This is a genomic window from Streptomyces sp. NBC_00775 (assembly GCF_036347135.1).
Classification (GTDB): Bacteria; Actinomycetota; Actinomycetes; order Streptomycetales; family Streptomycetaceae; genus Streptomyces; species Streptomyces lutosisoli.
The window spans coordinates 849,950-868,721 of the sequence record NZ_CP108938.1; the positions used below are offsets into that span (position 1 = coordinate 849,950).

Sequence of the window (18,772 nt, forward strand, 5' to 3'; positions counted from 1 at the left end):
TGAAATGTCTGTTTCATCCAGCAAACGGGTTTGGCTCGGGTGTCACAAGAACAGGATTTTCAGATAGTGAGCGACAGGCCCCTGGTCACACGATTCGCCGTCGGGATCAGTCGCTCCAGGACGTCCTCGAGCTGGGCGAGCCGGTTGGCCGGCATGGAGACACCGAGCGAGCCGAGCGTGTCCCCGCTGTAGACGGGCACGGCGACACAGACCGTGCCGAGGGCGTACTCCTCCAGGTCCGTGACCGCGGGGGCCAAGGGTGAGGAGTCGAGGCGCCGGAGCAGTTCCGGACGGCTGGTGATGGTGCGTGGCGTGAGGTCGGCGAGGTGATGCCGGGAGAGGTAGTCCTCGCGGGAGCCGTCATCCAGTTCTCGCAGCACCGCCTTGCCGAGCGCGGTGGCGTGCCCCGCGTCCTCGAATCCGACCCAGAGGTCGACCCGGGGCGCCCGGGGGCCGTCGACGATCTCGGCGACCCGGATCTCGCCCTCCTCGTAGAACGTGAGGTAGGCGGCGGTCGCGAGTTCGTCCCGCAGAGCGGCGAGCGTGGGACGGACCCGGCTGAGCAGCGCCTGCCCGCGCCCTGTGGTGTGCAGTGTCTGCACCTTGTCACCCAGGACGAACCCGCCGTCGTCCAGCTTCCGTACGTATCCGTCGTGGACCATCGTGCGCAGCAGGTGATAGGCGGTGGCCAGGGGCAGACCCGTCTCACGTGCCAGCTGCTTCGCCGGCACGCCGTTCTCGTGCTCGCCCACCGCCTCCAGCAGGCGGAAGGCCCGCCGTACGGACGTGATGAGCGTAGGCCCGTCGTGACCAGCCATACGACCAGCGTGCGCCGGGCGCGCGGCGCGGGCAAGGCGCGCGACCCTTCGCGACTACGCGGCCTACGCGGCGTCACGCCATGGACGCGTACGTCGCCTTCCCGAGAGGAGCGTCCTGGCTCCTGCGTCCTAGCCCTTGCGTCGCAGCCGTGCCGAGAGATGGTGCTGCAACGGCTGACCGACCGCCTCCAGGTCGTGGACGAACGTGAGCGTGCCGTCGTCGGCCAGCGTGTAGTGGCGGCGGGTGGCGCTGACCTTCTTGGCGGTGGGGGCGAGGGCCACCTCGTGGGTGGAAAGGTCGACCGTGTTGTCGGCCGCACGACCGACCATGATCTCCGCAATGCCGGTGGGCTGGGTGATCAGCGCCTCCACCCGGCCGTCGGGCTGAAGCCGCCACCAGCCGCTCTCGCGGGCCGACGGACGCAGCGGTGCCTCATCGGCGTCGAGCAGCCAGGCCCGGGCCTCGTAGCGCAGGAAGGGGCGGCCGTCGTGACTGAAGGTCACCTCCTGCGCGTACGCGAACTCCTCGGTGAGCGTCGGGTACCCGCCCCGACCCCGGCCGTACCAAGTGCCCAAGAGGCCGAGCACGGGCTTGAGCAGTGCGTGCGGTGTGGGCGCCTCGTCCGGCCGGTCGGCGTCGGGGTACGGGTGCTCCGGTGCGGGGTCGAACACGGTGTGCGCTCCTGGGGTCGGTGCCGGTGCCGGGTGGAAGCCTAGGGTGCCGATCCCCTCAAGGAGACGCACGGGAGGTGCTCCTTTCCACCGATCGTTCGTTATAGTGAACGCATCGTTTGGTGAAGTGGAGAGTGGCATGCAGGTCAGCACATACCTCAAGGACACCTACCGGGAACAGGCCGACACACAGGTGATCGCCGTGGGAAGCCAGGAGGGAGCGCCATGGGTGGCGGTCGCGGACTGCCTGTTCCACCCGCAGGGTGGTGGCCAGCCCGCCGACCGGGGGTGGCTGGACGGGAGCGAGGTCGTCCCGGTGCGGGACCACGAGTCCGGGCTGATCGTGGTGAGGGCGCCCGAAGGGGCTGGATTGCCGGTCTTCACGGAGGGACAGCCGGTCAAGGCCCGGATCGACCTGGAGGCGCGTAAGACGCATGCGGCGCTGCATACGGCCGGGCACCTGATCGAGGCGGCCGGCCGCGCCCAGGGATGGACCTGTGCCGGGAACATCCACTTCCCCGGTCAGGCGCGGATCGAGTTCACCGCGGACCGGCCGGATGCCCGGCCGGCCGACCCGCAGGGGCGGGAAGAGCTGACCGCCGCCCTGCGGGAGACGGTCGCGGCGGCCATCGCCGAGGACCTGCCCGTGACCGCGGACCACGACGAGCAGGGGCAGCGCATCGTGCGCCTGGGGGCCCTGCACGCCGCGCCCTGCGGTGGTACCCATGTGCGCAGCCTCGCCGACCTCGCCGAGGTGGCCCTGCCGACACTGAAGGTCAAGAAGGGCCGTATCCGCGTCTCCTACACCGCCACGCACAGGCCCCGTTGATGGCGGGGGCAGCGGCCGACCGGCGGCCGGCCAGCAGCACCGCCGCCGCGGTGGGCGCGCAGATCCGGCGGCGCCGTGAGCAGCGCGGCATGAGCGGTTCCGAGCTGGCCCGGCGCGCCGGTCTGAGCAAGGCGACGCTGTCACAGCTGGAGGCCGGCAAGGGCAATCCCACGATCGAGACACTCGACGCGCTCGCCGTCGCGCTGCGGATTCCGCTGACCGACCTGCTGACCCGGGACACCGATCCCGGCCCGGTGTTCGTGGCCGGTACGGCCACGGTGGAAGGCGAGGTCGGACGGGAACTGCTGCGCCGGATCAGCAGCGGCAACAGCCTGGAGATCTGGCGGCTGCGGATGCCGCCGGGCACCGAACTGGAGGGCGTGCCGCACGCGACCGGGACGGTCGAGCACCTGCTGGTCGCCTCCGGTCACGTCACCGCCGGACCCGCCGACGCCCCCCATCGCCTGGGCCCGGGAGATCTCCTGGCCTTCGCCGGAGACGCCCCCCACATCTACCGCACCGGCACGGATGCCGCGGACATCACCGTCGTCATCGCTTCGCCCATCATCAACTGAGCGTCAGAATGCCTCCTCTTTCTCCTGACTGAGGGCCCGTCAGGGAAATGCGCCCCGTCCGAACACGACGGTTACCGTCCGGACGGCGCGCCACTGCGAGCGGTGCCGCAGCTGCTGCGCCCGGAGGCCGTGAGGGCGCCCCTGTGGCGCCGTGTGCCCGGGACACAGGACGAGGTGGGTGAACCGTCCACGGTCTACCCGCCGGACGACCGCACCGTCATCTACGACACGTCGTACCCGTGGCGGACCTGCGGCCGCGTCGCCACTCCCGGCGGCTCGGCCTCGGGCGTCATGGTGGGACGCCGTCACATGATCACCGCCGGCCACGCCATCCCCTGGCTGGCCGGGGGCGGGTCGGACTGGGTCACCTTCACGCCTATGCAGTACGACACGAGCACTCCCTACGGATCCGCCTACGCCACACGCATCTACGTCTGGCAGCACGTGAACGGATCGGACGGGATCCAGTCCAACGAGGCGGCGTTCGACTACGCGGTCTGCGTGTTGAGCAGCGGCCTGGGTGACACCACCGGATGGATGGGCTCACGCGAGTACTCGGGCAGCTGGAACGGACAGGCCCTGTGGGCGCACATCGGCTACCCGGTCGACATCGGTGCGAGCATGCGGCCGGTCTACACGACGAACGGCATCATGGACAGCACGGTGAGCGAAACCTTCGGCGGCCACAACGCGCTGCGGATCATGCACCGCAACGACGTCAAGCCCGGCCAGTCGGGCGGTCCGTACTTCGGCTGGTGGCCGGGCGAGAACTTCCCGCGCGTGGTCGCGGAGCAGAGCGCGGAGAACTGGAACATGGCCGGAGGACCGAACGCCGCCGGCGGCGGGCGGTCACTGCCGGATCTGATCTCGTACGCGATCTCGACCGAGCCCTGACCCGCGCCGGCGCCGCCTGTCGGCGTCAGCCGCCCGTACTCGTCGGCTCGCCCTTGTCGTCCCGCTGACCAGCGGGACGGCGCCACAGGGGCCGCCGCTCCCCCTCCGGAGGAAGCGGTGCCGACGTCATCCGTGGAGGGTGATTCCCCTCGGGACCCGGATGCCCCTCGTGGCCGGCCGGGCCTTCATCGTCCTGGGCGGGCTCCGCTTCCGCGACCTCGACCACCTCCGGACGCGGTGGAACCTCGGAAGGGACGCGCGCCTCCCACTCTGCCGGGGGAATGGGACCGTACATCAGCAACCTCCCGACCAGACGAAAGTCCTGTATCCGACATTACAGGGGGACAGGAGCGAGGGGGCCGACCCTGGGTCGGCCCCCTCGCTGACGCATCCCCTCACTTCGGCGGTTCGACGACGAAGGTGCCCGGAGCAGGCCTGTTCTCGGCCATCGCCTCACCCGAGGCGGCCAGTCTGGCCCTCGCACGGATGGTGGACCCCGGCACCGCGTCCGCCAGGAGCGGGCTGGGCACGGCGAGCGGCATGCGCTGCCCGACGTTGCCCGACAGCAGGTCGGCGTAGCCGGCTACCGGCTCCGCGTCGAGTACCTCGACTTCTGCCTGGTCCCAGCCTGCCAGCCGCGGATGGGGGCCTGTCCTGACCAGCCGCGCGACCAGATCAGTGCGGTTGTCGATCGACTGCACCATGTCCGACGGTCACCGTTGGGGCGGTCCCTCGTGCCGGTGCGTGGCGTGCGCGTCGCTCGCCCTGGCGAAAGGCTGCGGGCCGCCCGTCGTACCTCTGAGCTCGGACCGCAGACTCTGTTCGAGGAACGCCTCGGCGCCCGCCCAAGGCGCCACGGCCTGCTCCAGAGCGGTGAGCCGGTCCTGAAGATCGTGGATCGTCTTGACCAGCCCGGGTACGTCCTCCGTCTCGTGCCTCGTCACGGCATGGACGGGCGCGCGCACGGCACCCGCCGCCGAGACCGACACCGTGGCGGTCATCGTGGCGGCCGGCGCCGAGATGTCCGTGACGGAGACACCGGTCGCAGCCCCGGTGTACGACCGGGAACTGGGCTGGCTCGACGGGCTGAACGAGCTGTTGCCAGTACTCCCGGGGTAGGTGTCGCCGTCGTCACCGCGGTTCGTCGCCCCTTCCAGGTCGCGCTGGTTGTCCGCCTGGACCAGGCCCACCATGTAGTGGTTCTCGTTCGTGTTGTCCGACTGGCCTTCGTCTACGTGCCAGATCAGCATGCCCGAGGCGGGCAACGAGCTGTCGTATCCCGTCTGTTGACGGTTCTCCACCAGGAAGTACTCCTTCCCCGGCAGGCCGTCCCTCCACAGCCGCTGCACCTCGAAGCTGCTCTTGACGTCAGGGATGGACAGCGTCCCGTTGCTCGTGACGTTGACGGCCTTGGCCCAGCCCTGCTGGATCTTGCACCACGCCGACGGATGCGTCGGGATGTCACCGCCGCCGCCCCACGAACCGGCGCCCATCAAGCACCAGTTGCCGACCCCTTCCGACGATCCGTCGATGTCGTACAGGTCGGGGAAACCGAACAGCAGGTGCCCCAACTCGTGGGCACAGACGCCGATCTTGGCGTCCTCGGGAATCGTGAGGTAACCGTAGATCCGGGCGCCGTCGGCGTTGTACGCGTTCGGCAGGACCCACTTGTGCGACCACATGTCCCCGCGGTTGCCGGTGGCTTCGCCCCCCGCGCCGGCGTGCAGGACGATGAAGGCGTCGACGAAACCGTTGCCGTCGTTGTCGTACGGCGCGTAGTTGATGAGAGGGTCGGCGCTGACGGCGGCGTCCCGGGCCATGATCTGCGCGCGCGCCTGCCCTGCCGGGCGGCCGATGCCGAAGTTGTTGTTGGCGTACCAGGAGAGCTTCTGCGGCAGCCGTACGGGACCGGTGACCTCGCCGACGATGTCCACCAGACCGTGCGTCACTTCGCGGTAGTAGTCCCGGACACTGCCGTGCGGGAGCTCACCGAGGGAGAAGAACAGCTTCTCGAAGTGCTCCCTGTCCGCGGTCATCGGCTTGTCCGCGAAGTCCGCCAGGACGACGACGACCCGTATCGCGCCGGTCAGCGAGGCGCGGGTGGCGGCCGCGGTGCGGATGGCCTCGTGCGGTGTGCCCGGCGGGAATTCGTCGGCCGGGATGATGGTGCCGTCGTCGAAGCCGAGCATGCGCGGGGCACCACCAGGCCGGAACATACTCGCCACGTCCGATTCGCTTCGGACTCGCTCCAGTTCCTGCAGCGTCCTGGCGCGCAGTTCCGGACTGGGCGCGATGGCGCAGAAATCCGACCAGACGGCGACCGTGGAATCCTGCACAGTAGAAAGATCAACCATGTCAAATCCTTCCCAAAAGGGACGTTTTGGTTGCATCTACAGCCAGTGACGCACACATGTACGACACCTGCAACGCGATCACCTGGGCAGCCGTGACCATGCCGCCGCAGGCACCGCAACAGGAAATGCCTCTTCGCTGCGGGCAATTGACGTAAAGAGCGGAATAAATGCCGGTAAGGATGCCACCGAATTCACGGTGAGCGTGAGCCCGACCGCCGATTTCGGCGCATCGTCAGACGGTCCCAAGGTCCGGAAGTCGCTGAGCGTGTCGCACCGTCCCGGACTGAGCGGGTCGGAGCATTCCCCCAGCTGGTCCGAGCAGACCGCAGGGGCGGAAAACAGAGGGCCTGCCGTACGACCGCAAGTTGAGGGGAACGACTGATGCTGAAATTCATCAACCAGTACCCGCAAAAGCTCGCCGTGACCATCATGTGGTACACGCCCAACTGCGTTGACGGGGGAGACTGGACGAAGAAGGCCTGGTGGAATCTGGCTCCGGGACAGAGCGCTGTCGTCCACGGCGGTGATCTGTCGGACATCAACCGCTACTGGTGCTACTTCGCACACGCCGCGGACGGCGCGTTCTGGGCCGGCGACCTCGCCCGGCAGGCTCCGTCTCGCGCGTTCGACTGGTGCGAGTGGACGAGCAGCACGGATTCCACGCAGATCGGCTACCGCATGCAGGACGTCGGAGACCACGACGACCTGGACATCACGCTGACCCCCTGATGGTCGGCTCTCGCCCGCGGCCAGGCCGACGTCACCGTGCCGGACGCCACAACCGCACAGTCGGCCCGGCTGCAACTGCTCGGTCCGGCCGGCTCGCCGCCGGCCGGACCGAGCAGTTGCAGTAACCACGTCACGGTGCCGCTTCAACCGGCGTGATCCGACCATGAATGGCGATCTTCCAGACCACATGCAAGCCTGAGAGAGGCCAAGGAGAAGTCCCTCACGGGAACGACGGACGAACTTCGCAACGGAGATGATCCCGATGCCGATCGTCGAGCCGAAGGCTTCCCATGGAATGGTGGTACTGGGTGAGGGGACCGTCTATCTGTCCCACATGCCCATGTTCATGGATCCCCACGCCGTTCAGTACGTTCTTGAAGTCACCCTGAAGAGCGCGACAGGTGACGCGCGGCAGATCTACGCCGATGACCGCCGGACGACGGGAACAGCTGTCTACACGCTGGCCCCCGAACCGTTCCGCATCTCCGATCTCGTCGCCCCGGAAGGCCAAGAGCCCCAACTCACCTCATTCACCGGTACGTTGTTTCGAGGTCATTTCGAGCGAGGCGGCACCGAAATCATCGACCCGGTGACCGTCGAGGTGCAACGCGTCATCAATTTCCGGCATTTCGACCATCACGACTCCCGGCCCCCGGCCCTGAATTACCTGGCCTTCGGGAAGGGAAATGATCTTTTCCTCGCGCATTGGATCACCAAGGCCCCGGACTTCGATCATCACATCGCGATTCGGCAAGCCTCGGGCAACGGGGGCACTGTGCTCACCGATGACATCCTCCGGAAGGGCCCGCGGCTTGAGATCGCCGGAAGGGCAGATCGCCCGGCAGACAGACTGCACGAGAGCAACCAGGTGACCGCGAAGTTTCTGGACGGCGGACCGGTTGGCGTTGATCTGCAGCTCGCGATAGGGCGGGAGTTCTACGAAGAAGAAGGGGATCTGGCCACCGAGATGCATTTCCACTGAGCGCACATGAACCTCGATGACATCTCCCACTGCGAGATCCACCCCACGGTCGGCATCGCCAGGTTGGGCGACAGTCCCGACGGCTTCTTCATCGGTCCGGAGGCCCCCGGCGTTCCGCCGCGGCCGGACGGCGGCTTCAAGGACACCGCCGGGCGGATCAAGCGCCAGGCCGCCCGGTTCCGCCTGTACGCCTATGACCGGGCCGGCACTGTTCTGGGCGAGCTCACCTCGGCCGACGCGCAGGTCACCTGGACCGTCGAGCCGGCCAACGCCAAGGGCGAGTGGTTCAACTTCGCCGGGCGGTTCCACGAGTCCGCCGCGGACGCCAACCGCCGTAACCGGCACATCGATCCCGCCGATCCTTCCGCTCGGGCGCGGCTGGTCGTCCGGCCCGGCCCCCGCAGCGTGACCGGCCCCTCCCAGGACGGCACGGGTGCCCGGTTCGACACCGGAACCTTCCTGGGCACCCCGGTACCGCTGGGTGAACTGCGCACGGACGAGGCCGGCCGGCTCCTCGTCCTCGGCGGCTTCGGGAAGTCCGCCTCGGTCAAGCCCGCCAATCCGATCAGCCACTTCGCCAACAACGATTTCTGGTTCGACGACATCTCTGACGGTCCGGTCAGCGCGACCGTCCGCCTGGGGCCGCAGGGTCGCCCGGTGCCGGTGACTCCCGCTTGGGTCCTGGCGGCCCCTCCCGATTACGCCCCCCACACAGCAAGCCTGATCACCCTGTACGACGTCGCCTTGGAGACCGCCCGCGCGCTGGGCAGGCTGCCCATACCGCCGGAGGTCTCCTTCACCCGGGACATCTACCCGTTGCTCGCCCGGCCGGTCGGATTCGCCTGGGTCAACGCGGTCGCGCGCATCAAGCACGGCGTCGCACGGAACTTCCTCGCGTCCGACCGCCTCGCCCAGCTGTCCTCGGACGCCGACGTCAACGCCAAACACCGGCAAGCCGTCTTCGACCGCTTGCGTACGCCGAAGCCCGGGCTCTTGGACATCGGCCAGGCCGACGCCGGATTCATGCCCGTCCTTGCCGGCGACGGCGGCGATCGAGACCCCGAGCATCCGCAGACCTGGCTGACGCTCCTGCCCGGCCAGTACGAGCGAATGCGGCGCTGGGCCGTCGGCGACTTCCTGGCCGACTGGCCAGGCGCGCCCGCCCCCGAGGTCCCGCTCGAGGCCCTCGCGCCTGCGGACCAGCCGCACGCCCTGGTCCGGGCCGCGTTGGAGGCCTGCAGCGGCGGGGGATTCTTCCCGGGTATCGAGATGACGTACATCGCTGACAACCCGGCCACCTGGGCCGCGCCCTTCCGGCTGCGCGAAGACCTGTTCGCCGGAGATGTCACCAAGTACATGGCCCTGCCCTGGCAGGCCGACTTCGACGCGTGCCACACCCACTGGTGGCCTGCTTCCCGTCCCGACGAAGTGCTTCCCGAGCCGGAGCACGACGCGCTCATTCAGGTCGCGGCCGACGCGTTCAGGGAGTGGGACCGCGGGATCGCCGACGCTGACGAGATGGTCGCGAAGTGGAGCACTCTCGGGTTCGTCGTCGCCCGGCCCGGTCCGGACGGCCGCGAGATCCTGGTGGAGACCGAACGGACCGCTCCCGAGCCCGAGTAGGCCGGGCAGAGGCCGGAGCGGAGCGTTGAGCGGCAGCGGATCGACCAGCGGCGCGGGGACGCGGCACTGCGACGTTCTGGTGGCCGGTGGCGGCCCTGCCGGGTGTGCGGCCGCGCTGAGCCTCGTCCGGGCCGGTGCGGAGGTCGTCATCGTCACCCCGGTGGTCTCCCCCGGCTGGAGGGTCGGGGAGAGTCTTGCTCCCACCGCCCGTCCACTGCTGCAACGGCTGGGAGTGCTCGACCGTATCGCCGCCGATGGGCACGCGCCCTGTCACGGCAACCTGGCCGCTTGGGGCGAGGACGCTCTCAGCGTCGCGGGCTGTCAGTTCGGGCCGTACGGCGACGGCTGGCACCTTGACCGAGCCCGGTTCGATGCCGCCCTCCTGCAGGCAGCCCTGGCCGGTGGTGCCGGCCGGCACGCCGGGCGCGTCCGCAGTGTCCGACGGCAGCAGGACCGTTGGCAGGTCACCACAGATGACGGCAGCGTGCTGCGAGCCGGCCATCTCGTCGACGCCACCGGCCGGGCGGCGCGGCCGGCCCGCCGGGCCGGAGCGGGGCTGGTCCGATCCGACCATCTGATCGCGGTAGCCGGGCTGTTGGGTGCGCCGAGGGCGGCGGCGGCTGAGCTGGAACGAACGTCGCTGGTGGAGTCCACTCCCTGGGGCTGGTGGTATACCGCCCCCCTGCCCGGTGGTGAACGGATCGTGATGGCCATGACGGATGCCGACCTCGTCACCGATCTGCATCTGCTCGATCCGGGCGTGTGGTGGGCCCAGATGCAGCTCGCCGGTCACATCCGGGACCGCACCGCCCGTTGGGAGGGTCCACCCCGGCGACTGCGGGTGCTGGCCGCCGGCTCCGCCTGCGCCAGCCCTGCGGCCGGCCCGGGCTGGGTAGCCGTCGGTGACGCCGCCACCGCTACCGACCCCCTGGCCGCCCGGGGGATCGTCACCGCGCTGGCCACCGGCTTGGTGGCAGCACGGGCGATCCTGGCCGACCGGGCCGGAGAGACCGGCGCGCTGGATGCCTACGCCCGGCGCATCGCAGCCGTACATGCCGAGTACCTGAACGCACGCACCGCCCAGTACCGACGCGAACAACGCTGGGACACGCCGTTCTGGCGCCGTCGGCACTGAAGCCGAGCTGACGCGCCGACGGGAGCGCGTCCCCGAGCTGAAGCGGCACCCGCCGTAACTGCCGAACGCTCGGCCTCGCTTGGCCGCCGGATTCAGGCGGGCGACCATGGCCGAGGCCGAAGGAGAAAGGGCGGAGGCCGCGGCGCCCTGGCCGAGGCGAGCCGCCCACAGCCGGCCGAGACTCTCCGCGACCGCGTACAGCACGGAGGCGCCGGCCGCCGGGGCCACGGTAATGATCTTGTAGGGCAAGGGCCCGCCGCCGCGCGTACGGTGGACATGAGGCCTGACGGGACCGCCGGTGCAGGCACTGCCGGCAGCCGCCGCAGGCGACCGCACACAGCCCGATGGTGCTCCCGCACAGGAGGGAGAAGGCAATGCCACAACACAGGGTCGGCACACAGGAGGAATTCGAGGCAGCCCGCCAGAAGCTGCTCGTGGAGGAGAAGGAACTCACCCGGCGCAGCGACGAGCTCGCGCGGAAGCGGAGGGAGCTTCCGTGGGTGCCGGTCGAGAAGGACTACCGCTTCGAGACCGAGGGCGGGACCAAGTCCCTCGCGGACCTGTTCGACGGACGTTCGCAGCTGCTCATCTACCACTTCATGTTCGGTCCGCCGTACGAGGCCGGATGCACGGTCTGCTCCTCGATCGCGGACACCCTCGCGCCCAACGTGATCCACCTCAAGGCCCGCGACGTGACGCTGATCTGCTCCTCGCGGGCGCCGATCGACAAGCTCCTCGCCTACCGGGAGCGAATGGGCTGGAGCTTCGACTGGGTCTCCGCCGGCGGCAGCGACTTCCACCGCGACCTCGGCCTGCAGTACACCGAGGAGGAGCTCAGGCCGTTCCTCGACGGCGACATCCCGCCGACCGTGAATCAGATGGCGAAACTCTCCGGCACGGACGTGCTCGGGTACGTCACCGAAGGGCCCGGGATGAGCGCCTACGCGCTCTCGGACGGCAGCGTCCACCGGACGTACGTCACCACCGCGCGCGGCCTCGAACCCGCCATGGCCTACTACGGCCTCCTCGACCGGACACCGCTGGGCCGCCACGAGGACGGCGAGGAAGCCCTCTGGCTGCGCCGCCACGACGAGTACGGCAAGGCCTGAATGGCCGTCAGGTCCCGGCCTGCGGGCAGGGATCCGGATTCCGTTTCCGTACAGCGGGGTTGATCAGTCGGGGCCGCTCCAGTCGAACGGGAAATGCTTGCTCGACTTGCCGCTGCGGTCCCAGCTGAAGCCGAAGGCGTCGGCCCGGTCCGTCGTGGCGCGGCCCCATGTGGCGATCTGGCCCGGGCCGACCTCGGCACCGCCGGCGTTGTGTACCTGCACCCGCGCGCCGGCGGGCGTGGTGGGACCGGCCAGGGCCTCGACGCGGGCGGTGACCCGGCCTGGGACCTCGACGCTCCACGATCCCAGGTCCTCGTCGATCTCCACGATGACAGGGGCGACTTCCATGCCGCGCGCCTCGAAGGGGGCGAGCTCGCCGAACTCCTTCGGCCAGCCCCCCACCTCACCGCTGAAGATCGTGCCGAGCGCGGCGCGCTGCTGGTCGTCGGCGCGCTCGTCGACGAAGAAGGCGGCATACGAGTCGGTGGCGGCGCCGGCCCATATGTTGCCGGTGAAGGACCCGAGCATCAGGAAGTTCAGGCCGTCGAGCCGGACGTCCCCGTACTGGCCCTCGCGTATGTGCCAGACGAGCACTGCCTCGCAGTCGCCCTCGGTCGGGGGCTGAGCGAACGTGCAGGGGCAGGGTATGGCGCATTTGCAGGTGTCGAACCAGTCGCCGACCAGACGCCAGGCAGGGCTGGTGGTTGTTTCGGTCATCTCGCTGACCTCCTCGTCCCCCGTTACCGCAAGGTCCTGGGGGCAGCGGAGCTGTCCCGCACAGAGCCCGCCGGCCACGAAGCCGAGCGGATCGGCCTCATCTCCAGCATGCGCCTGCGCGGCGAGGAAACCCCAGTCCTGGGCGGTGCCGGCCACGGCACAGGGGAGGTCCGGTCACCGCCGAGAGCCGCTTCCCCTCCGTCCGCTTTTGGGCCCTCCGATTCTGTGCTCTGCTGGAGGTGTCTTCGGACTGCCCACCGCTGTCCGTGGTGGGCGTTCCCGGGAGGCACGCCATGCTGCATCCTCACCTCGCCGCGCCGGAGCCCACCCGGCCCGGGGTCCTGCTGCCGAGGCGTGATCTGGCCCTCGGCTGGACTCTGCTGACGCTCATCGCCGCTCTGGCGTGGGTGCTCACGGTCGCTCAGTCCCGCGACATGGGAATGGAGCCGGGCACCATGGGCCTGGCACTCCCACTCTTCCTGCTCCTGTGGGTGGTCATGATGGCGGCGATGATGCTGCCGTCGCTGGCGCCCGTCGCCCTCACCTGGGTCCAGGCGATCAATCGCAGCGCGGCGGGCGGTGTCCGGGCCCTGCGCATCAGCGAGTTCATCGGCGGCTATCTGCTGGCCTGGGCCGGATTCGGGCTGCTCGTGTACGCGGCCCTGGCGGCGACCGGGCAGCTGGTCGACAGCCACCCCGACGCGGGCCGCTGGATCGGCGCGGCAGCCTTCCTGCTCGCGGGAGTGCAGCAGTTCGGGCCGCTGAAGGGGGTCTGTCTGCGACACTGCCGCAACCCGATGTTCCAGTTGCTGCGGTACGCGCGCTTCCGGCCGTGGGCGAAGGATCTGCGGGTGGGCGCGCACCACGGGCTCTACTGCGTCGGCTGCTGCTGGGGCCTGATGATCGTCCTGATCCCGCTCGGCGTGATGAACGTAGCGGCGATGGCGGGACTGGCCGCCGTGATCTTCTTGGAGAAGCTGTGGCGCGGGGGTCCTTGGCTCAGCTGGGCGGTCGGCCTCGCCTTCCTCGTGCTGGCCGTGCTCGCCCCGTTCCAGGACTGGCTGCTGCCCGGTCTGCAGATGAGCGGTCCGTCGATGGACCGGATGATGGCGGGCCCGGCGCTGTGAGCGGACGTCGCTCGCCCCGCCGGGCGGCACGGCGGCAGCCGAGGAATCCGGCGCTCGACACGCAGAACGGCACGGCGGACAGAGACAGCCGCGTCCCGCGCGAGGCCTTCACAGGAACTGGAACCCCAGGTCAGCGCACCCTTCCGCGCGGTTTCAGCGGTACGGGCGGGAGTTCAGGAGCAGCCAAGGGAGCCCCGTCGTAGCCCACGACCTCACCGAATCGGGAGCCCGTCATCCAGTCCGAACGGGCCTGCTCGATGTCCTCGTTGGACCGCCCGATGAAGTTCCACCACATGATCAGCTCCTCCTCGAAGGGCTCGCCGCCCAGGAGCATGAGCGCGGCGTCCGACTCCGCGCGCAGAGGGAGTTCGCTTCGGCCGCAGCCGAGGTAGAGCATCGAGCCGGGGAGTACCGGTACGCCGTCCACGTGGGCCTCGCCGGACATGGACAGGACGGCGTACTCGAAGTCGGGTTCCAGCGGCAGTCGTACGTCGGTGCCGCTCGCCAGGGCCAGGTCGGCGCCGACGATCGGGGTGTACGTCGTGCCGGGCGAGGTGGTGCCGTCGACGGTGCCCAGGATGAGTGTGGCCTTGAGGCCGGGAGCCGTGACGACGGGCAGTTCGGCGTGGTGCTCGAAACGCGGGTCGGTGTGGCGGTGGCCGTCGGGGAGGGCGACCCAGAGCTGCGCGCCGTGCAGGAGGCGGGCGTGCGACTTGGGGCTCTCCTCGGAGTGGCTGATGGCGCGGCCCGAGGTCATGAGGCCCAGTTCGCGCGGGCGGATGGTCTGCAAGCTGCCCGTGGAGTCGCGGTGCAGCACCTCGCCCTCGTGCAGCCAGCTCACCGTCTGCAGGCCCATGTGCGGGTGCGGCGGGACCTGCATGCCGGGCTCGTCGGCGATGTCGTCGGGCCCGTAGTGATCGACGAAGCACCACGCGCCGACCATGCGGCGGCCCAGGTTGGGCAGCAGGCGGCGGACTTCGGTGGACTCGCCGAGCTTGACCCGGCGGGGGCTGAGGAGTTCACGCACCGGCTCGGCCACCACGAAACCGCGGCCACCGCAGAGTGCGGGAACCGCCTCGCGATCAAGATTGCTCATGGCGCCCAACCTAGCCCCGTCGGGGACCCTCCGTCAGGCCATCGACCCGCCCATCGAGGGGCACTTGGCTCAGAACGGCGCGGGGCCTAGGACCTCGGTCGCAGGCGCGTACGCCGTTGGTCGGACCCGTCCGAAAATAGTAGCCATGGATATAGTAGCCATGTACGGTTTCTCTCATGAGTTCGGTACCTGAGAAGGCGACGCCAGGTTTCCTGGTCTGGCGCCTGTCGATGAAATGGCGTGTGGCCGTCGACCGCGCGGTCGCCCCGCTGGGCCTGACCCACGCGCAGTACTCGCTGGTGGCGTCGCTGTACGGCATGGACAGGGAGGGGCTGCGGCCCAGTCAGCGCCGGCTCGCCGACCACACCGGACTCGAAGCGCTCTACGTGTCGAAGCTGGCCCGCGCCCTGGAGGCGGCAGGCATCGTCGACCGCACCCGGGATCCGGCGGACCCCCGGGCGATCCAGCTGACCCTCACGGACGAGGGACGCGAGATCGCCCGCCGTGCGATCCGGGTGGTCCAGGGACTCCTGGAGCAGCTTCTCGAACCCCTGGGCGGGCTCAACGGCGAGCGCACGAGGACGTTCAGCCGCGAGCTGGCCACCCTGCTCGACGTACCACTCGATCCGCAGGCCGAGATCGACGCGCATCGCGGCATCGGCCCGCACCGTGACAACGACCGACATCCCGACAAGGAGCAGTCATGACCATCACCACTCCCCCCGTTGGCGGCCAGGTCATAGGTCTGGCGCACTACGCGAGCCGAGCCCTTCTGGAGAGCGTGCTCGCCCGCAGCGGCACCACCTTCAACCAGTCGGTGGCCCTCCGGGCCGTCTCCGACAACGGCGGGACCGTCGAGCGCGACTGGCTCGTGGGTCGGCTGACCGGGGCACTGAAGATCGAGGAGCCCGCGGCCCGGACCACCGTCGACGAGATGACGGCCGTGAAGCTGCTGGAGGAGCCGACGGCCGAACGGGTGTCGCTCACGGACAGCGGCCGGGAGCTGTTCGAGGGGATCCGCACCGCCGGCAACGAGATCGCGGCCCGGCTGTACGCGGACATTCCGGCCGAGGACCTGGCGACCGCAGGCCGCGTACTGACCCTCGTCACGGAGCGGGCCAACGCGGAGCTGGCGGACGCGTAAGCAAATGCCCGCAGCACAGCGGGCAAGGACCTGTTGTGGAATATTCAACCAACCCTGGCGGTTGTGGCCTTCCGAAGGAGGTCAGCAGTGGAAACGACGTACTACGACCACGGGACGGCCGCGGAGCGCTGGGAGCGGGCGCGGATGTACTTCGACGCCAAGGACTACGCCGCCGCGGCGCGGATTCTGGGCGGGCTGGTCGAGGAGGTGCCGGAGCAGGTCGGACCCCGGCTGCTGCTGGCGCGCTCCTACTACCACTCGGCTCAACTGCGCCGCGCCGAGACGGAGTTGCGCGCGCTCGTGGAGCTCGACCCGGTCGAGCACTACGCCCGGCTGATGCTGGGGCGCACGCTGCAGCGCCAGGGTCGGCATGACGAGGCGGAGTCGCATCTGCGGATCGCCTCGGCACTGGCGGGCGACTTCGAGCAGGTGTGATCACACCGTTCAGGTCCCTTTCGACGACAGGCCGGTCACCTCGGTGACCGGCCTTTTCGCGTCTCCCTCCGGCGTTCGCCTCTTCGCGTCTCCCTCCGGCGTTCGCCCGTCCGGTCACGCCACCGGGCCGCCGTAGGTGCGCTTCCCCTTCCGGTACGCGATCTCGCCGAGGAGGACGTCCACGGCGATGAACACCGCGAGCGGGATGCCGAGCAGCGGGACGAAGTAGCCGAGGACGGCGACGGCCGCCATGGCCGGGACCAGGATCTGCGGCGGGACCTGCTGCCAGGTGCCGCGCGGGATGGGCCGGCCGAACGCGGAGGCGCGGCCGCGCTGCCACCACATGCGGTAGCCCCACACGATGAGCAGGATCAGCGAGAGCCCGAGGGCCATCAGGGCGATCTGGTTCACGAGGCCGAACAGGACCCCGGTGTGCGCGTCGATGCCCCAGCGGGTCAGCTTGGCGAGCAGCGGGTAGTCGGCGAAGCGGAGTTCGTCGATGACCTTGCCCGTCGCCGGGTCCACGGCCACCGAGTCCTGCTTCTCGGGCCAGCTGCGCTGGATCTGCTTCACGACGTAGGCGGAGGAGGCGTCGGCGGGCGCGACGATCTCGACGGGGTCGCCGAGGCCCTTGGCGCGGGCGGCCGCGAGGATCTTGTCGACGTCGAGGGCGATGTCCGGTGTCGTGGCCTCCGCGGTCCCCATGCCGGCGTGGCCCGCGTGCTCGCCGCCGGTCGCCGACGAGACCGAGGGCGTCGCCTGGCCGAGCGAGGTCCTGAGGGTGTCGATGTTCGCCCCGGCGTACGTCGACCAGGTCAGACCTGTCGCCGAGAGAAAGATGAACCCGGCGGCAGCCCAGACACCGACCGTGCCGTGCAGCCCGAGCGTGCGGCGGCGCCCACTGGTGCCGCGCACCTTGCGCTGGGCACGGCGGCGGCCGAACCACAGCACCAGGCCGCCGCCCGCGATCACCCACAGCCAGCTGGCGGCGAGTTCGCTGTAGAGGCGGCCGTTCTCGCCGAGCTGGAGGTTGGCGTGCAGCCCGTCGATCCAGGTGCGCAGCGGAAGCGCACCTGTGGACCCGTACTGTTCCAGGGCTCCGCGGACCTTCCCGGTGTACGGGTCGACGAAGACGGCGAGGGTGTGGTCGGCGCCGACGCCGGGGACGCCGGAGAGCAGTACGCGGGTCGTGGCGTCCGCCTCCGGTGAGGGGCGTACGGCGGAGACCGTGCCCTCGGGGTGGGCCTTGCGGGCGGCGGCCACCTGCTGGGACAGCGGAAGCTTGTGGTCGCCGGCCGGGACGGTCAGCTCATGCGCGTACACGATCTTCTCGGCCTGGAACGAGGCGGCGTACAGCAGGCCGGTCGTGGCGGCGACCAGCAGGAACGGGGCGACGAGCAGTCCGGCGTAGAAGTGCAGGCGCAGGATCAGGGGGCGCAGCGGGGACCAGATTCTTCGGGACGGTGTCGGCGCTACGGACTGCGGGGACTCGTCCGTCGTGGTCGAGGGAGCGGTGGACATCGGCGGGGTTCTCCGGTCGGGCAGGGGACGGAAACGGGCCGTGGGCCTGGGAGTTGGGCTCCCTTCGCCGGTGGCGGTCCAGTAGTCGGGGCGCGAAGCGGTCGAGTTCCCGGGCGCGTGAGTGGCGTGCGTCACATGCGGGAAGATGCGGGACTCGCCCGGCGCCGCCTCGCTCGGCGCGGGCCGGCTTGGCATCCTGGCGCGATGGCATCCGAACGTGACCCCAGCACCTCCCGCCCCCTGAGCGACCTGGTCGAGGAACTCCTCTCCCACGAAGGCCCGTTGCCGATCGTCGCCGCCGGTGACCCGGTGCTGCGCCGGCTTGCCGAGCCCTTCGACGGTCAGCTGGACCCCGGGCTGCTGGCCCGCTTCGTCGCGGCCCTGCGCGCGACGATGCACGCGGCGCCGGGCGTCGGCCTCGCCGCGCCGCAGGTCGGCGTACCGCTGCGGCTCGCCGTCATCGAGGATCCGGCGCCGGTGCCCGATGAGGTGCGCCTCGCGCGCGGACGGGTTCCGCTGCCGTTCCGGGTGCTGGTCAATCCGTCGTACGAAGGGGTCGGCGCGGGTCGGGCCGCGTTCTTCGAGGGCTGTCTGAGCGTTCCGGGCTGGCAGGCGCTGGTGGTCCGGCACGCCGAGGTGCGGCTGACGGCGCTGGACGAGCACGGCCGCCCGGTCGACGAAGTGTTCACCGGCTGGCCCGCGCGCATCGTCCAGCACGAGACGGACCACCTGGACGGCATGCTCTACCTCGACCGCGCGGAGCCTCGCTCACTGTCCTCGAACCAGGCGATGGCGGACCGCTGGAACCAGCCGACGCCGGAGCGGGCGGCCGCGGCTCTCGGCTTCACGCTGCCCGGCTGAACACCGGCCTCGGCCGCACCACGGCGCGAGTCGAGGCCCGGCAGGGACTGACGGAAGGCTCGCGCCCGCGGAAATCCCGTGGCGCCGGCCCAAGTCCCTTCACTAGCCTGGCCGCATGTCTACGCCCCGCATCTCTTAGCTCAAGGACCCG

At 70.0% G+C, this 18,772-nt stretch carries 20 protein-coding genes; 13 read left to right on the forward strand and 7 right to left on the reverse strand.

Annotated elements, in window-relative coordinates:
• Positions 1–59: 59 nt before the first annotated feature.
• Positions 60–818, reverse strand: a complete 759-nt coding sequence (locus tag OIC96_RS04060; protein WP_327433939.1) for an IclR family transcriptional regulator — start codon at positions 816–818, stop codon at positions 60–62.
• Between the two features lie 129 nt (positions 819–947).
• Complete coding sequence (locus OIC96_RS04065; RefSeq protein WP_330309258.1) at positions 948–1,490, reverse strand: FABP family protein; 543 nt, start codon at positions 1,488–1,490, stop codon at positions 948–950.
• Between the two features lie 139 nt (positions 1,491–1,629).
• On the opposite strand from OIC96_RS04065, the gene OIC96_RS04070 reads away from it, so the two are divergent.
• The 3 genes from OIC96_RS04070 to OIC96_RS04080 all read left to right on the forward strand — a co-directional run bounded on the left by OIC96_RS04070 (position 1,630) and on the right by OIC96_RS04080 (position 3,788).
• Positions 1,630–2,319 carry a metal-dependent hydrolase gene (locus OIC96_RS04070; protein ID WP_330309257.1) on the forward strand — a complete coding sequence of 230 codons (690 nt, stop codon included), beginning with the start codon at positions 1,630–1,632 and terminating at the stop codon, positions 2,317–2,319.
• Positions 2,319–2,894, forward strand: a complete 576-nt coding sequence (locus OIC96_RS04075) for a helix-turn-helix domain-containing protein (RefSeq protein WP_330309256.1) — start codon at positions 2,319–2,321, stop codon at positions 2,892–2,894. Before OIC96_RS04070 ends, OIC96_RS04075 begins: the two co-directional genes overlap by 1 nt.
• A 102-nt stretch (positions 2,895–2,996) precedes the next feature.
• A complete protein-coding gene (locus tag OIC96_RS04080) occupies positions 2,997–3,788 on the forward strand; it encodes a trypsin-like serine peptidase (RefSeq protein ID WP_330309255.1) in 792 nt (263 codons plus the stop codon).
• A 395-nt stretch (positions 3,789–4,183) separates the two neighbouring features.
• Here the strand turns inward: OIC96_RS04080 and OIC96_RS04085 are convergent, their stop codons facing one another.
• Together OIC96_RS04085 and OIC96_RS04090 are read right to left on the reverse strand one after the other, a co-directional pair.
• Positions 4,184–4,492 carry a hypothetical protein gene (locus OIC96_RS04085; RefSeq protein WP_330309254.1) on the reverse strand — a complete coding sequence of 103 codons (309 nt, stop codon included), beginning with the start codon at positions 4,490–4,492 and terminating at the stop codon, positions 4,184–4,186.
• A 9-nt stretch (positions 4,493–4,501) separates the two neighbouring features.
• The gene (locus OIC96_RS04090; RefSeq protein ID WP_330309253.1) at positions 4,502–6,142 is read right to left on the reverse strand and encodes a M6 family metalloprotease domain-containing protein; all 1,641 of its coding nucleotides are present in this window, start codon (positions 6,140–6,142) and stop codon (positions 4,502–4,504) included.
• A 381-nt stretch (positions 6,143–6,523) separates the two neighbouring features.
• Between OIC96_RS04090 and OIC96_RS04095 the strand changes: the two genes are divergently transcribed.
• From OIC96_RS04095 to OIC96_RS04115, 5 genes are all read left to right on the forward strand, one after another.
• Complete coding sequence (locus OIC96_RS04095; protein WP_330309252.1) at positions 6,524–6,871, forward strand: DUF1036 domain-containing protein; 348 nt, start codon at positions 6,524–6,526, stop codon at positions 6,869–6,871.
• Between the two features lie 262 nt (positions 6,872–7,133).
• Positions 7,134–7,853 (forward strand): hypothetical protein, encoded by a 720-nt coding sequence (locus OIC96_RS04100; RefSeq protein ID WP_330309251.1) that lies wholly within the window; start codon positions 7,134–7,136, stop codon positions 7,851–7,853.
• A 6-nt stretch (positions 7,854–7,859) separates the two neighbouring features.
• On the forward strand, positions 7,860–9,476 hold the full coding sequence (locus OIC96_RS04105; RefSeq protein ID WP_330309250.1) for a LodA/GoxA family CTQ-dependent oxidase: 1,617 nt from the start codon (positions 7,860–7,862) through the stop codon (positions 9,474–9,476).
• Between the two features lie 25 nt (positions 9,477–9,501).
• Positions 9,502–10,611: an NAD(P)/FAD-dependent oxidoreductase gene (locus OIC96_RS04110; protein ID WP_330309249.1), complete on the forward strand. Its 1,110-nt coding sequence runs from the start codon at positions 9,502–9,504 to the stop codon at positions 10,609–10,611.
• Between the two features lie 374 nt (positions 10,612–10,985).
• Entirely contained in the window at positions 10,986–11,720 is a 735-nt protein-coding gene (locus tag OIC96_RS04115; protein ID WP_330309248.1) for a DUF899 domain-containing protein, read from the forward strand.
• A gap of 63 nt (positions 11,721–11,783) precedes the next feature.
• Here the strand turns inward: OIC96_RS04115 and OIC96_RS04120 are convergent, their stop codons facing one another.
• Positions 11,784–12,437, reverse strand: coding sequence for a DUF1326 domain-containing protein (locus OIC96_RS04120; RefSeq protein WP_330309247.1), 654 nt, complete (start codon positions 12,435–12,437; stop codon positions 11,784–11,786).
• 293 nt (positions 12,438–12,730) lie between these two features.
• Between OIC96_RS04120 and OIC96_RS04125 the strand changes: the two genes are divergently transcribed.
• A complete protein-coding gene (locus OIC96_RS04125; protein WP_330309246.1) occupies positions 12,731–13,564 on the forward strand; it encodes a DUF2182 domain-containing protein in 834 nt (277 codons plus the stop codon).
• A 130-nt stretch (positions 13,565–13,694) separates the two neighbouring features.
• On the opposite strand, the gene OIC96_RS04130 is transcribed toward OIC96_RS04125, so the two are convergent.
• Positions 13,695–14,660, reverse strand: coding sequence for a pirin family protein (locus OIC96_RS04130; protein ID WP_330309245.1), 966 nt, complete (start codon positions 14,658–14,660; stop codon positions 13,695–13,697).
• 176 nt (positions 14,661–14,836) lie between these two features.
• Between OIC96_RS04130 and OIC96_RS04135 the strand changes: the two genes are divergently transcribed.
• The 3 genes from OIC96_RS04135 to OIC96_RS04145 all read left to right on the forward strand — a co-directional run bounded on the left by OIC96_RS04135 (position 14,837) and on the right by OIC96_RS04145 (position 16,239).
• Positions 14,837–15,367, forward strand: a complete 531-nt coding sequence (locus OIC96_RS04135; protein ID WP_330309244.1) for a MarR family winged helix-turn-helix transcriptional regulator — start codon at positions 14,837–14,839, stop codon at positions 15,365–15,367.
• Positions 15,364–15,804, forward strand: a complete 441-nt coding sequence (locus OIC96_RS04140) for a MarR family winged helix-turn-helix transcriptional regulator (protein WP_330309243.1) — start codon at positions 15,364–15,366, stop codon at positions 15,802–15,804. The genes OIC96_RS04135 and OIC96_RS04140 overlap by 4 nt, the downstream gene beginning before the upstream one ends.
• An 87-nt stretch (positions 15,805–15,891) precedes the next feature.
• Entirely contained in the window at positions 15,892–16,239 is a 348-nt protein-coding gene (locus tag OIC96_RS04145; RefSeq protein ID WP_327433923.1) for a tetratricopeptide repeat protein, read from the forward strand.
• Between the two features lie 114 nt (positions 16,240–16,353).
• Here OIC96_RS04145 and OIC96_RS04150 read toward each other — a convergent pair whose 3' ends face one another.
• Positions 16,354–17,760, reverse strand: coding sequence for a PepSY-associated TM helix domain-containing protein (locus tag OIC96_RS04150; protein ID WP_330309242.1), 1,407 nt, complete (start codon positions 17,758–17,760; stop codon positions 16,354–16,356).
• Between the two features lie 204 nt (positions 17,761–17,964).
• On the opposite strand from OIC96_RS04150, the gene OIC96_RS04155 reads away from it, so the two are divergent.
• Complete coding sequence (locus tag OIC96_RS04155) at positions 17,965–18,621, forward strand: peptide deformylase (protein ID WP_330309241.1); 657 nt, start codon at positions 17,965–17,967, stop codon at positions 18,619–18,621.
• The last annotated feature ends 151 nt before the right edge of the window (positions 18,622–18,772 follow it).